Origin of the sequence: Providencia alcalifaciens, from assembly GCF_915403165.1 — a bacterium.
Classification (GTDB): Bacteria; Pseudomonadota; Gammaproteobacteria; order Enterobacterales; family Enterobacteriaceae; genus Providencia; species Providencia alcalifaciens_C.
In genome coordinates this window covers 1,102,263-1,117,320 of record NZ_OU659204.1, presented here as the reverse complement: position 1 = coordinate 1,117,320, position 15,058 = coordinate 1,102,263, and the positions used below count along the sequence as shown (strand labels likewise).

Annotated in this window: 11 protein-coding genes; 1 reads left to right on the top strand and 10 read right to left on the bottom strand. The window is 44.0% G+C overall.

Annotated features, from left to right (window positions below; all coding sequences use genetic code 11):
* Positions 1–2 precede the first annotated feature (2 nt).
* From cydA to sdhC, 9 genes are all read right to left on the bottom strand, one after another.
* Positions 3–1,571, bottom strand: coding sequence for a cytochrome ubiquinol oxidase subunit I (cydA, locus tag LDO73_RS04935; RefSeq protein ID WP_036947791.1), 1,569 nt, complete (start codon positions 1,569–1,571; stop codon positions 3–5).
* Between the two features lie 827 nt (positions 1,572–2,398).
* Positions 2,399–3,271 carry a succinate--CoA ligase subunit alpha gene (gene sucD / locus LDO73_RS04930; RefSeq protein WP_224060456.1) on the bottom strand — a complete coding sequence of 291 codons (873 nt, stop codon included), beginning with the start codon at positions 3,269–3,271 and terminating at the stop codon, positions 2,399–2,401.
* A complete protein-coding gene (gene sucC, locus LDO73_RS04925; protein ID WP_224060455.1) occupies positions 3,271–4,437 on the bottom strand; it encodes an ADP-forming succinate--CoA ligase subunit beta in 1,167 nt (388 codons plus the stop codon). The genes sucD and sucC overlap by 1 nt, the downstream gene beginning before the upstream one ends.
* A 132-nt stretch (positions 4,438–4,569) precedes the next feature.
* A complete protein-coding gene (gene odhB, locus LDO73_RS04920; protein ID WP_224060454.1) occupies positions 4,570–5,778 on the bottom strand; it encodes a 2-oxoglutarate dehydrogenase complex dihydrolipoyllysine-residue succinyltransferase in 1,209 nt (402 codons plus the stop codon).
* 14 nt (positions 5,779–5,792) lie between these two features.
* Positions 5,793–8,600 carry a 2-oxoglutarate dehydrogenase E1 component gene (gene sucA / locus LDO73_RS04915; protein WP_224060453.1) on the bottom strand — a complete coding sequence of 936 codons (2,808 nt, stop codon included), beginning with the start codon at positions 8,598–8,600 and terminating at the stop codon, positions 5,793–5,795.
* 378 nt (positions 8,601–8,978) lie between these two features.
* A complete protein-coding gene (locus tag LDO73_RS04910) occupies positions 8,979–9,695 on the bottom strand; it encodes a succinate dehydrogenase iron-sulfur subunit (RefSeq protein ID WP_224060452.1) in 717 nt (238 codons plus the stop codon).
* Positions 9,696–9,730: 35 nt separating this feature from the next.
* Entirely contained in the window at positions 9,731–11,497 is a 1,767-nt protein-coding gene (gene sdhA, locus LDO73_RS04905; protein ID WP_224060451.1) for a succinate dehydrogenase flavoprotein subunit, read from the bottom strand.
* A gap of 1 nt (position 11,498) precedes the next feature.
* The gene (gene sdhD, locus LDO73_RS04900; protein WP_036947812.1) at positions 11,499–11,843 is read right to left on the bottom strand and encodes a succinate dehydrogenase membrane anchor subunit; all 345 of its coding nucleotides are present in this window, start codon (positions 11,841–11,843) and stop codon (positions 11,499–11,501) included.
* On the bottom strand, positions 11,837–12,226 hold the full coding sequence (sdhC, locus tag LDO73_RS04895; protein ID WP_224060450.1) for a succinate dehydrogenase cytochrome b556 subunit: 390 nt from the start codon (positions 12,224–12,226) through the stop codon (positions 11,837–11,839). Before sdhC ends, sdhD begins: the two co-directional genes overlap by 7 nt.
* Positions 12,227–12,878: 652 nt before the next feature.
* Here sdhC and LDO73_RS04890 point away from each other — a divergent pair.
* The gene (locus LDO73_RS04890; protein WP_224060449.1) at positions 12,879–14,165 is read left to right on the top strand and encodes a citrate synthase; all 1,287 of its coding nucleotides are present in this window, start codon (positions 12,879–12,881) and stop codon (positions 14,163–14,165) included.
* A gap of 49 nt (positions 14,166–14,214) precedes the next feature.
* Here LDO73_RS04890 and LDO73_RS04885 read toward each other — a convergent pair whose 3' ends face one another.
* Entirely contained in the window at positions 14,215–15,009 is a 795-nt protein-coding gene (locus LDO73_RS04885) for an AraC family transcriptional regulator (protein ID WP_224060448.1), read from the bottom strand.
* Positions 15,010–15,058: the final 49 nt, after the last annotated feature.

The following is a 15,058-nucleotide window of genomic DNA, read 5'->3' as shown; positions in this document are numbered from 1 at the left end:
GTTTACTGAACGTCGTGTGCTGAACTATTTTTTTGTTCAAAATGGTAACGACCGGTTTTCAGGCTGCTAGGCCCTTTGCGAGCGAATTTGAACATTAAGAACATTTCGGCAATCAAGAACAGTGTATACAGACCACAGATCAGAGCCATAGAGAAGATCAGGTCTTGTGGGGTTAAATTAGAGTGTGCGACCGAAACCGGTAACACCTCACCAATTGCCCACGGTTGACGACCATACTCAGCCACGAACCAGCCTGATTCAATAGCAATCCATGGTAATGGAATACCAAACAGAGCCAGACGAAGCAGCAGTTTGCTCTTACCAATACGGTTACGAACAACTGACAGGAATGCCCAACCGATGATTAACAGTAACGCGAAGCCAACTGCAACCATGATACGGAATGCCCAGAACAGTGGTGCAACATTAGGAATACTGTCTTTAACCGCTTTCTGAATTTGTTCTTCTGTCGCATCAACAACGTTTGGTGTGTATTGTTTTAACAGAAGGCCATAACCTAGGTCTTTTTTACTTGCTTCGAATGCTGCACGCAGTTCTGGACTCTTATCACCAGCTAACAGCTGTTGTAATTGACCATAAGAAACCATACCGTTACGGATACGGACTTCGTGTTGCTTCATCAGATCTTTCAGACCTAATACTGGCGTGTCGATAGAACGCGTTGCAATAATACCCATCGCCCATGGAATTGAGATAGAGAAAGTATTCTCTTGTTTCTCATTACTTGGGAATGCGATTAGGTTAAATGCAGCTGGAGGCGCATGGGTTTCCCACTCTGCTTCAACAGCGGCCAGCTTCGTTTTCTGCACGTCGCCCATTTCGTAACCTGATTCATCACCAAGAACGATAACAGAGAGAACAGCAGCCATACCAAAGCTTGCAGCAATTGCAAAAGAGCGCTTAGCGAATGCCAAGTCACGACCTTTAAGCATATAGTAAGAGCTGATACCCAGAATGAACATGGCACCAGTACAATAACCTGCAGCAACTGTGTGAACGAATTTAACTTGCGCAACCGGGTTCAGGACTAGCTCAGAGAAGCTAACCATTTCCATACGCATTGTTTCGTAGTTGAAGTCTGCAGCGATAGGGTTTTGCATCCAACCGTTCGCAACCAGAATCCACAGCGCAGAGAAGTTAGAACCTAAAGCAACTAACCAAGTCACCGCAAGGTGCTGAGTTTTGCTTAAACGATCCCAACCAAAGAAGAATAAACCAACAAAGGTAGATTCTAAGAAGAATGCCATCAAACCTTCGATTGCCAGAGGCGCACCGAAGATATCTCCAACATAGTGGGCGTAGTATGACCAGTTAGTCCCGAATTGGAACTCCATAGTCAGACCAGTCGCAACACCCAGAGCGAAGTTAATACCAAACAACTTGCCCCAGAACTTAGTCATATCTTTATAAATTTGTTTACCAGACAGCACATATACCGTCTCCATAATCGCAAGCAAAAACGCCATACCGAGCGTTAATGGAACGAACAGGAAGTGATACATCGCAGTTAAGGCAAACTGTAATCGTGACAGTTCGACAATATCAAACATCTTGACTCCTTGCTCCTAGCAGGAAGACACCGACTTGCGGCAACCCAGCTTCCAGTGTTAAACGGGAAAGCCTCTTAACTACCAGCAAAAAATGCCTCAAAACAACAAATAATTAACAAAAGTAAAAGAAAAAACCTACCATAATAATAGTACGCCTATCTTCACATACAATAAACTTCTTTTACGTGATTCAGATTTGAATTCTGAAGTTATATCAATAATTATACCCTTTAATAGAAAAATGAGTATTTGATCGAGCACCAATTTAAGCAATCTGGGTAAATAAAGCTAGTGGTAATAAATTGATTTATGTCAATTTTTTCTCACTTGTTAATTGTTCTCGACCCGATTCAAATAATAGTTAGTCAGTTGTTAACTATCTGTTATTTTAATTGATATAGGTTTTTTTACTTTTTTAATAAGATTAAAACAAAATGATAACTTTTGTTTTTCTCAATCTAAAAAAGAATGTTTATTTATAATAGCAGCCCATTTCTAAATTATTACTTTATTTATTAATAAAGATAATTATCGTAGAAAAAGCCCTATATTCAGTTAATCAAAATAATCTAAAAATAAAAAAATTGATCTAATATCAAATTAGACTCTTTCCCATTTTGTGCTATTTCACATTCAATAATAAACTTACCCAAAACTTACTATTTATGCTGATTTATTTTGGTTGGCTCATTAAAAATCCTACCTTTTAAGCTTTTAGTAGGAATTTCATGAAATAAGCACAATCATTAGCCATAAAAAAACCCGCGCTTCCTAGAAAGCACGGGCTTCGTCTCTTACGTTATACGAGCTATAAGCTCATATTGCGCTTATTTGTTTAGCATAGACTTCACAGCATCGCCGATATCAGCCAAGCTACGTACAGTTTTCACGCCAGCCGCTTCTAAAGCAGCAAATTTCTCGTCAGCAGTACCTTTACCACCAGCGATAATTGCACCAGCATGTCCCATACGCTTACCTTTAGGTGCAGTTACACCCGCGATATAGCCAACAACAGGCTTAGTGACGTGCTCTTTGATATATGCTGCCGCTTCTTCTTCCGCGTTACCACCGATTTCACCGATCATCACGATCGCTTCAGTTTGTGGGTCTTCTTGGAATAATTTCAGGATATCGATAAAGTTTGAACCAGGAATTGGGTCACCACCGATACCAACGCAAGTGGATTGACCTAAACCTGCATCCGTTGTTTGTTTTACCGCTTCATAAGTCAGTGTACCTGAACGTGAAACGATACCAACTTTACCTGGCAAATGAATGTGGCCAGGTTGGATGCCGATTTTGCACTCACCCGGAGTGATAACACCTGGGCAGTTAGGGCCAATCATACGAACGCCAGCTTCGTCTAATTTCACTTTAACAGTCAGCATATCCAGTGTTGGGATACCTTCTGTGATAGTGATGATCAGTTTGATACCTGCATCAATCGCTTCAAGGATAGAATCCTTACAAAATGGTGCTGGCACGTAGATAACAGATGCTGTTGCACCCGTTGCTTCTACCGCTTCACGCACAGTGTTAAATACCGGTAAACCTAGGTGGGTAGTACCACCTTTACCTGGCGTTACACCGCCAACCATTTTTGTACCGTAAGCAATAGCTTGTTCGGAGTGGAAAGTACCTTGACCGCCAGTAAATCCTTGGCAAATTACTTTGGTGTTTTTATCGATTAAAATAGACATTATTTAGCCTCCGCCGCTGCTACTGCTTTCTTAGCTGCATCTGTCAGGCTATTTGCAGCGATAATATTCAAGCCGCTGTCTGCCAGTTTTTTCGCACCTAACTCTGCATTGTTACCTTCTAAACGTACAACTACTGGTACATTCACGCCAACTTCTTCTACTGCACCAATGATGCCGTCTGCAATCAGGTCACAGCGAACGATACCACCAAAAATGTTTACGAATACCGCTTTAACGCTCTTATCCGAAAGGATGATTTTAAACGCTTCAGTTACGCGCTCTTTGGTTGCACCGCCACCAACATCAAGGAAGTTAGCTGGCGCACCGCCGTGCAGTTTAACGATATCCATGGTACCCATTGCAAGGCCCGCACCGTTAACCATACAGCCGATGTTACCATCCAAAGCAACGTAGTTAAGCTCCCACTTAGCCGCTTGAGCTTCACGCGCATCTTCTTGAGATGGGTCATGCATTTCACGCATTTCAGCTTGGCGATACAGAGCGTTACTATCAACGCCTAATTTACCGTCTAAGCAAACTAAATCACCTTCAGTATTGATAACTAATGGGTTAACTTCGATCAGCGCTAAATCGCGCTCTAAGAACATAGTTGCTAAACCCATGAAGATTTTAGCGAACTGGCTAACTTGTTTGCCAGTTAAGCCTAATTTGAATGCCAGCTCACGGCCTTGGTATGGCATTGGGCCAGTCAGTGGATCGATAGCGGCTTTGTGGATCAGTTCTGGTGTTTCTTCAGCAACTTTTTCAATTTCAACGCCGCCTTCAGTTGATGCCATGAACACAACACGACGTGTACCACGGTCAACGACTGCACCTAAATACAGTTCTTTAGCGATGTCAGTCGCGCTTTCAACCAAAATTTGGTTAACCGGCTGACCATTTGCATCAGTTTGGTAAGTAACCAGATTCTTACCTAACCATTTTTCAGCAAATTCACGGATATCATTGATATCTTTTGTAACTTTTACGCCACCAGCTTTACCACGTCCACCAGCGTGAACTTGGCATTTGATAACCCATGGACCATTACCGATTTTTTTCGCCGCAGCTACTGCTTCTTCTACTGATGAACAGGCATAACCAGTTGGCGCTGGTAAACCATAGCGTGTAAAAAGCTGTTTTGCCTGATACTCGTGTAAATTCATGATGTTCTATCCATAATTGAGTCTGGAGGAGCGTTTATCGCCCCTTGCAATTGTTACAGATTTAGCAGCCAGCGAACTGGCTGCATCGGTTACCTCAGACCGGACAGGTTGTCCCCCTGCCCTGTTATGTTTCTATACGTCTAGCAGTAAACGAGTTGGATCTTCCAACATATCTTTGATAGCCACTAAGAAGCCAACTGATTCACGACCATCGATTAAACGGTGGTCATAAGACAGCGCTAAATACATCATTGGAAGAATTTCTACCTTACCATTAACAGCCATTGGGCGGTCTTTGATGGCATGCATGCCTAAGATTGCGCTTTGTGGTGGGTTAATGATTGGAGTAGACATCAGAGAACCGAACACACCACCGTTAGTGATAGTGAAGTTACCGCCACTTAAATCTTCAACAGTTAATTTACCGTCGCGACCTTTGACAGCCAGCTCTTTAATATTTTTCTCGATATCAGCCATGCTCATTGCATCCACATCACGCAGAACTGGGGTTACCAGACCACGCGGTGTTGATACCGCAATACTGATGTCAAAATAGTTATGGTAAACCACGTCAGAGCCATCAATAGAAGCGTTCACTTCTGGATAGCGTTTCAGTGCTTCAACCGCCGCCTTAATGTAGAAAGACATAAAGCCTAAACGTACACCGTGACGTTTTTCGAAAGCTTCACCGTACTGTGCACGCAGGTCTTTGATAGGCTGCATGTTGATTTCGTTGAAGGTTGTTAACATCGCAGTGCTGTTTTTAGCTTCCAACAGACGCTCTGCAATACGTTTACGCAGGCGAGTCATCGGAACACGTTTTTCACTACGGTGAGCTAATGGTGCTTGAGCTGCAGCTGGTGCTTGAGCCGCTGGTGTCGCAGCTGGTTTAGCTGCTAAATGTTTTTCAACATCTTCACGAGTCAGACGACCACCAACACCAGTCCCTTTGATATCAGCAGGGTTCAGGTTGTGCTCAGCGACCAGACGACGAATCGCTGGGCTCAGTGCATCGTTGCTTTCCTCTTCTAAGCTCGCAGTTTGGCGTGCTGCTGGTGCCGGTGCTGCTTCTTTAACTTCAGCAGGGATACCTGTGCTATCGCCTAAACGAATGCGACCCAGTAACTGTTTAGATAAAACAGTTGCACCTTCTTCTTCAATAATGGCTTCCAGAACACCAGCTTCACTTGCTGGAACTTCAAGAACAACTTTGTCTGTTTCGATCTCAACCAGAACTTCGTCACGCTGAACACTGTCACCTGGTTTTTTATGCCATGTGGCAACCGCTGCGTCAGCGACGGATTCAGGAAGATCGGGAACAAGAATTTCTACGCTACTCATTTTCTATCCTTTAATTATGCAATGTTCAAAGCGTCATTAACCAGGGCCGCTTGTTGTTCCTGGTGAACGGAGGTATAACCAACTGCTGGAGAAGAAGAAGCTGCTCGACCCGCATAGCGTAAAGTTGCGCCTGCTGGGATAGCTTCATGGAAATTGTGCTGGCTGCAATACCAAGCACCTTGGTTCAGTGGCTCTTCTTGGCACCAAACGAAATCTTTCACATGAGCGTACTGAGCGAATACTTTTTGGATATCTTCGCGTGGGAACGGATACAGCTGTTCAATACGCACGATAGCCACATCTTTTTGCTCTTTCTTACGACGTTGTTCTAATAAATCGTAATAAACTTTACCGGAACACATAACGACGCGTTTCACATCTTTCGGATTAATTTCGTCAATTTCACCGATAACTGGTTGGAATGAACCATTCGCCAGCTCATCCATGCTAGAAACGGCTAATGGATGACGTAACAGTGACTTAGGTGACATAACAATCAGAGGACGACGCATATCGCGCAGTGCTTGACGGCGTAACATGTGGTAAACCTGAGCAGGTGTTGATGGCACACACACTTGCATGTTTTGATCCGCACACAGTTGCAGGTAACGCTCTAAACGTGCAGATGAGTGCTCTGGGCCCTGACCTTCATAACCATGAGGCAGTAACATGACCAGACCACACATACGACCCCATTTTTGCTCACCAGAGCTAATGAATTGGTCGATAACAACTTGCGCACAGTTAGCAAAGTCACCGAACTGAGCTTCCCAGATAGTCAGCGCGCGCGGTTCAGTTGTTGCATAGCCATATTCAAATGCCAATACTGCGTTTTCAGTCAGAACAGAGTCCCAAACGTTGAATACGCCTTGGCCGCTATGGACATTTTGCAGAGGCACGTACACAGAACCATTGGTTTGGTTGTGAACAACTGCGTGACGGTGGAAGAAGGTACCACGACCCGCATCTTCACCGGATAAACGGATTGGAACGCCTTCATCAACTAACGTACCGTAAGCCAGAGTTTCTGCAGCACCCCAGTCGAGTAATTTTTCGCCTTTCGCCATTTCAGCGCGGTCAGCATAAATTTTCTCAACACGAGATTGTGCAACGATACCTTCAGGGATCGTGCTCAGCTTAGTCGCTAATTCTGTTAAACGTTTAATATCGTAACCAGATTTATATTGCTCATTCCACTCATGGTTTAAGTACGGTTCCCATGTGTAAGAATGCAGACCCATTTCACGATATTCTTCAACAACACAATCACCACGGTCTAACGCGTCACGATACAGGTTAACCATTTCAGTGACTTCATTCGCAGAAACCACGCCAGCTTCGATTAAACGATCTGCGTAGATTTTACGTGGGGTTGGGTGCTGTTTAATTTTTTGGTACATGATTGGCTGAGTTGCACTTGGCTCATCAGCTTCGTTATGACCATGACGGCGGTAACATACTAAGTCGATCATCACATCGCGCTTAAAGGTGTTACGGAAATCTAAGGCCAAGCGAGTCACAAATGAGACCGCTTCAGGGTCATCAGCATTAACGTGGAAAATAGGTGCCTGCACCATTTTCACGATATCAGTACAGTATTCTGTTGAACGTGTGTCTTTCGGGTTGGAGGTTGTAAAACCAACTTGGTTGTTGATAACGATACGCATAGTACCGCCAACTTCGTAACCACGAGCCTGAGACATGTTCAGGGTTTCTTGTACAACACCTTGACCGGTTACTGCAGAGTCACCGTGAATGGTGATTGGCAGAACCATGTTGCTGCGACCTTCGTCCAGACGGTCACGGCGAGCACGTACAGAACCGATAACTACAGGGCTCACGATTTCTAAATGCGATGGGTTAAATGCCAGTGCTAAGTGAACACGGGAACCCGCAGTTTCGAAATCAGAAGAGAAACCTTGGTGATATTTAACGTCACCTGCGCTTGAATGGTCTTTGTGCTTACCAGCAAATTCATCAAATAATTCAGCCGGTTTTTTACCCAGAATGTTGATCAGGACGTTTAGGCGGCCACGGTGCGCCATACCAAGTACCACTTCACGGGTGTCTTGCTTGCCTGCATGATGGATAAGATCCTTCAGCATTGGGATCAGTGCATCACCACCTTCTAAAGAGAAACGTTTTGCACCTGGGAATTTTGCACCAAGGTAACGCTCAAGACCTTCCGCTGCCGTTAATTCAGCTAAGAAGCGACGTTTTTCTTCTTTAGAAAATTGCTGCGCAACATTCACAGACTCTAAACGCTGTTGGATCCAACGTTTTTCTTCTGTGTTAGTAATGTGCATATATTCCGCACCAATGGAACCGCAATAGATGCGCTTCAGGTGGTCATATAGCTCGCTGAGTTTCATGGTTTCTTTGCCAATTGCAAATGAACCCACGTTGAAAGTTTCGTCGAAATCTTCTTTGGTTAGGTTATGGAATGTAGGGTCCAGATCTGGAACGGCTTCGCGCTTCCAAAGTCCTAACGGGTCGAGATTTGCATTTTGATGTCCGCGGAAGCGGAAGGCATTGATAAGCTGCAAAACTTTAACTTGTTTTGCGTCGATCGTTGGATCGCTAACAGAGGTGTGGTAACGGGTAGAATCTTTTGCTAAGCGACGGAAGTAGTCTCGTGCTTGCGAATGTAATTGCTCACCGCTATTACCCGCTCCAGGTAGTTGCTGGAAGATTTCTCTCCATTCGACATCTACGGAATTAGGGTCAGTCAGATAATCTTCATAGAGCTGTTCTATATAAGACTGGTTCGCGCCTGCCAGAAAGCTTGAATCCAGCCAGTCCTTCATTACGCCGTTCTGCATTGTGATCCCTTAAGCTTTATAAGCTTTAGTTTTCGCCGTGGTTAACTAATCGTCGCATTTAAGCGACCTCGATAAAGGTTCTCTTGGACGTGCTTTTTGCATGTTCTCACTTTGGGAGTCCCTCTTATCAATTAAGGGTTTCCCTTTTAAGGAACCTTTAAAAACTGTCTACGGTTTTTAAAGGTTCCTTGCTTTCGCAAGTGTCTTCATCTTGTTTTGCAGTTGGCTTTTTACTTTCACTTTTTGACTTTTTGCTTTACGTTTCAGTGATTCAATTTAAGACTTATACTTACTTTACGCTTATTTTTTACTTTAAGTACGTATTTTGTGCTATCCAAATTTAGCCTACGCCACCTAAGCGCCGTAGGCTGTATCGATTTAGGCACTATGTTTCAACAACATAGACTTAATGTGACCGATAGCTTTCGTTGGATTTAGTCCTTTAGGGCATACATTGACACAATTCATAATGCTATGACAGCGGAAAACACTAAAAGCGTCGTTCAGATCATCTAATCGTGAATCTGTTTCAGTATCGCGACTATCAATCAAGAATCTATACGCAGCTAACAGACCCGCAGGACCGATAAATTTGTCTGGATTCCACCAAAACGATGGGCATGAAGTTGAACAGCATGCACACAAAATACACTCATAGAGACCATCGAGTTTTTCACGTTGTACTGGTGACTGTAAATTTTCACGCGCCGGTGGATTCTTATTATCATTAATAAGATACGGACGAATTTTTTCGTATTGGGTGTAAAACTGTGTCATGTCAATAATCAGGTCACGAACAACTGGCAGACCGGGTAATGGACGGATCACAATTTTTTTGCCACTACGGGTTAAAGCAGACAATGGCGTAATACATGCCAGCCCATTTTTACCGTTCATGTTCAGACCATCGGAACCACACACACCTTCACGGCAAGAACGACGGAATGAAAGCGTTGGGTCTTGTTCTTTTAACTGAATTAATGCATCCAGCAACATCATGTCACGCCCTTCTTTCACTTCAAGGGTGTAATCTTGCATGCGTGGCGCATTATCTACATCAGGATTGTAGCGATAAATCGAAAATTCTAGTTTCATAGTTTATTTCTCCGCAACTGGATTAACACCACGCATTAATAGGTACGAATCTTCGGTGGGAAGGCTTCACGCAACTTAGGTTGCATGTTCACTTCACGACGAGTCATCGTTTCAGATTGCGGTAGATATAATGAGTGGCATAACCAATTTGCATCATCACGATCTGGGAAGTCAAAGCGGCTGTGAGCACCACGGCTCTCTGTACGGAAGTTTGCAGCTTGTGCAGTTGCATAAGCAGTTTCCATCAGGTTATCCAGCTCTAAACATTCGATACGTTGGGTATTGAACTCAGTTGAAGTGTCATCCAGACGCGCATTTTTCAGACGTTCACGGATTTCTTTCAGTTCTTCTAAGCCCTTCGCCATTGCATCCCCTTCACGGAATACGGAGAAGTTGTTCTGCATACAAGATTGCAGTGCTTTACGGATATCAGTTGGATCTTCACCCGTACGCGCATTTTCCCAACGATTGAAACGAGCCATTGCTGCATCGATGTCTGATTCAGATGCATCACGCATTGGACCTTGTTCCATGATGGATTCATTCAAGTGTAAACCAGCAGAACGACCAAATACCACGAGGTCAAGCAGGGAGTTACCGCCTAGACGGTTTGCGCCGTGAACAGATACACAAGCAATCTCACCCACAGCAAACAGACCCGGAATCACTTCGTCTTCGCCTTTTTCGTTATAGCGAATCGCTTGACCCGTCACTTTAGTTGGAATACCACCCATCATATAGTGACAAGTTGGGATAACTGGGATTGGCTCTTTAACTGGGTCAACGTGGGCAAAAGTACGAGATAATTCAAGGATACCCGGTAAGCGAGATTCCAGAACATCTTTTCCTAAGTGGTCCAGTTTCAGTTTCGCGTGTGGACCCCATGGACCATCACAGCCACGACCTTCACGGATTTCAATCATGATTGAACGTGCAACAACGTCACGACCAGCAAGGTCTTTTGCGTTTGGTGCATAACGTTCCATGAAGCGCTCGCCATCTTTGTTCAGCAGGTAACCACCTTCACCACGGCAGCCTTCTGTGACCAGAACACCTGCGCCAGCAATACCCGTTGGATGGAATTGCCACATTTCCATATCTTGCAATGGAACGCCAGCACGCACAGCCATACCAACACCGTCACCAGTATTGATATGTGCGTTAGTGGTAGACTGGTAAATACGGCCCGCACCGCCCGTTGCTAAGATGGTTGCTTTCGCTTTGAAGTAAACCAGCTCGCCCGTTTCCATGCAGATTGCAGTACAACCTACGATATCGCCATCTTGGTTTTTTACTAAATCCAGGGCATACCATTCGGAGAAAATCGTAGTGTGGTTTTTTAAATTTTGCTGATACAGAGTATGCAATAGTGCATGACCAGTACGGTCAGCCGCAGCAGCAGTACGTGCCGCTTGCTCACCACCGAAGTTCTTAGACTGGCCACCGAATGGACGTTGATAAATCGTCCCATCTTCAAGACGTGAGAAAGGCAATCCCATATGTTCTAATTCAAGGATAGCTTCTGGCCCCGTTTTACACATGTATTCGATAGCATCTTGGTCACCGATATAGTCGGAACCTTTAACAGTATCGTACATATGCCATTCCCAGTTGTCAGGATGTGTGTTGCCCAGTGCAACAGTGATACCACCTTGCGCTGACACAGTATGAGAACGAGTTGGAAATACTTTAGATAACAAAGCACAAGATAGGCCTTGTTGAGAAATTTGTAGTGCTGCGCGCATACCTGCACCGCCCGCACCGATAACGATAGCGTCAAACTCTCTGATTGGCAGATTCATTTTATGCACCCCACACAACAATTGTTCCGTAAATTAAGTAAGCCAGCAAACCAACCACGATGGCCAGTTGTAGTACTAAGCGAATCGCCAGCGGCTTAACATAGTCAGTCAGTACTTGCCACATACCGATCCAAGCATGTACAAGAATCGAGAACAATGTGAGGATGGTGAATACTTTAGTCACAGAGGAGGCAAAGAAGCCTCGCCATACTTCGTAGGTAATATCATTAATCGCTACGAAGCCAACAATGTAGAGTACGTAGAGGACGATAACGATCGCCGAGCCACGGATTAATAGCCAGTCCTGGATACCAGTACGGCCTAAAGCTGAAGCATTACTTACCATACTAAGATCCCCGCCAGAATTGCCAGAATTACAGTAATTACAAATGTAATTTTTGCGGATGAGTTACCCGCAGCAAGGGTTTCATCAACACAACCGAAATCCATCAGCATATGACGAATACCACCACAAATGTGGTAAGCCAGCGCTGTTAAGATCCCCCAAAGAATGAACTTAGCAAAAAAGCCAGTCATTACTTCAGACGCGTATTGAAAACCTTCTGGAGAGGAGAGAGAAGTCCCTAGCAACCAAAGCAGAATACCAACTGCGATGAGAGTAATGACGCCAGAGACACGGTGCAAGATCGACGATATTGCAGTAATCGGGAAATGAATCGTCTGCAAATCAAGGTTGACAGGTCTTTGTTTTTTCACAATTTTGCCCACACAGCTCTTTATTATTTTCCATCCTCCGGACCTGGGGTGGAAATCAGACAGCGACAGGGGTACAAAATGCAACTTAACACAAACTTTAATCCATCATGTTTGAATAAAGTTGCATACTGATCACGCTGGGAACTCCTACTCAGGGTAATCCGGAGACCTGCCGCCAGTATAAAGTCTTCACATTGCTATTACAATTCCCACACAAAAGGTTTGGAGACATTTAGCCCGAACAGTGAGAAGGATCACGATTTAAACATTTTATATAAATGTGCTTATCTTATTTGACAATGATTCAACATTTATCTTACATATATGCCTGACAGATTTATCTGAATACGTTACGGATGACCCAGAGTCGTGTAGTAATGTGAATGAGTATGCAAGTATAAACAAAAGTTATGAAAGTTGTTTCCCTTACCACAAATAATGATATTGTAGAGAAAACAACAAAAAAAGAACATAACGCCCTATACACTCGCAAACAACCTAACCACATTGTTATCGGTATTGATATTGGTTGCCGGATTTCAAGGTTTTATGTGATATCCCGCTGATTTTCTCAACACACCGATAGAACAATGCTCAAAGACGCAGTATAACGCTGAGTTCTGGGTTGTTGAGTGTGGATTATCAAGCGCTAAGGAGACCGTAAATGGCTGATAACAAAGCTAAGATAATGACTGGAAGTAAAGGTGATTTCGAACTAGACATCCTAAGCCCGACCATTGGCCAAGATGTTATCGATGTACGAGCTTTAGGTTCTAAAGGGTTTTTCACATACGACCCCGGTTTTACTTCTACCGCATCCTGTGAGTCAAAAATTACCTATATCGATGGTGATAAAGGCGTTCTACTCCACCGTGGTTTCCCAATTGATCAACTCGCCACTCAAGCCTCGTACCTTGAAGTTTGTTATATCCTGTTATACGGCGAAGCACCAACCCAAGAACAATATAATACATTTAAAAATACGGTAACTCGCCACACCATGATCCATGAGCAAATCACTCGTATGCTTAATGGTTTCCGTCGTGACTCTCACCCAATGGCAGTTCTGTGCGGGGTAACGGGTGCTCTGGCAGCGTTCTATCACGATGCATTAGACGTTAATAACCCTCGCCACCGTGAAATCACCGCTTACCGTCTGCTGTCCAAAATGCCGACCGTTGCAGCGATGTGTTACAAATACTCTATCGGACAACCTTTTGTTTATCCTCGTAATAATTTATCTTACGCGGGTAATTTCTTGCACATGATGTTCTCTACTCCATGTGAAGAATATGTGGTTAATCCAGTACTTGAGCGCGCAATGGACAGAATTTTGATCCTGCACGCTGACCACGAACAAAACGCATCAACCTCAACAGTCCGTACCGCAGGTTCTTCCGGCGCTAACCCATTTGCGTGTATTGCAGCAGGTATCGCATCTCTGTGGGGACCTGCTCATGGTGGTGCTAACGAAGCCTGCTTACGTATGCTTGAAGAAATTCAAACTGTTGAGCACATCCCTGCATTTATCGAACGTGCGAAAGATAAAAACGACTCTTTCCGCTTAATGGGCTTCGGTCACCGCGTTTATAAAAATCATGACCCACGCGCTACCGTTATGCGTGAAACTTGCCATGAAGTACTGAACGAGTTGGGCCTAAATGATAGCCTGCTTGAAGTGGCCATGGAATTAGAACGTATCGCACTGAACGACCCGTACTTCATTGAGAAGAAACTGTACCCTAACGTTGACTTCTACTCAGGTATCATCCTAAAAGCAATGGGTATTCCATCTTCAATGTTTACCGTTATCTTCGCGATTGCACGTACCATTGGTTGGATTGCACATTGGAACGAAATGCACGATGAAGGTCTGAAAATTGCACGTCCTCGCCAACTGTATACTGGCTATGACAGACGTGAGTTCAGCTCTGAGTTAGACAAAAAATAATTTAACTCGTTCATCACTAAAGCCTCGACCATTCGGGGCTTTTTAATTTCTAACGTTCTATTTTTATTCTACTTTTTAGTCTTGATCCACCACTGTATTCCCGTGGTGTCATTCCGCTCATTTTGCGGAAAAAGCTAATAAATGCACTGTCACTGGTCAAACCTAACTCTTGAGTAATAAATCCGTAGGTTTTCTTCTGCGCTAATAACTCTATCCCTTTGATAAACCGCCATTGTTGTCGCCACACTTGGTAGCTCATTCCAGTCTCTTTTAGAAAAATTCGCGTAATGGTCTTCTCACTGGCACCAACAGTTTGAGCTAATTGGTTCAAAGGTGGAGGAAGTCGTTCTAGGTCAAGGGACTTAAAACGCCTGTCTTGAGGTAAAGAAAGTAGCGTGGGTTCCTCTGTTGCACATTGTAATTCATCAATAAAAACAGGAAGTAACCTTGCTAATCGCCCTTCTCGCCAGTCACTCTCAAAAGGAGCCACCGCGATACGTTCCAACAACTCTCGAAGCAAAGGAGAGATACTTAAAATAGACACATGGTCAGAAATTTGCTTCGCATATTCTTGGCTTAGATAAACAGACCGATACCCTACCGAAGCGCGCATTTGTACTCGATGGCTCGTAAACGGCGGGATCCACGCAACTCTCCCTGGCGGTAGTAACGAAATTTCATTCTGTAAACTGATACGAATGCAGCCTTGTTGTGTAAATAACAATTGCCCCATTTCATGGGTATGCGCACCAGAATCATGTTGTCCCATTTGGGCTGCAATCCCCAATACGGGGGCATCATACCAGTGAGTTTGAAACTCATCTGTCTGTAATAACCACGCCATAATTGTCTCATTTTTGATATTTATTGTCTTTATTATTGTAATAAGACAA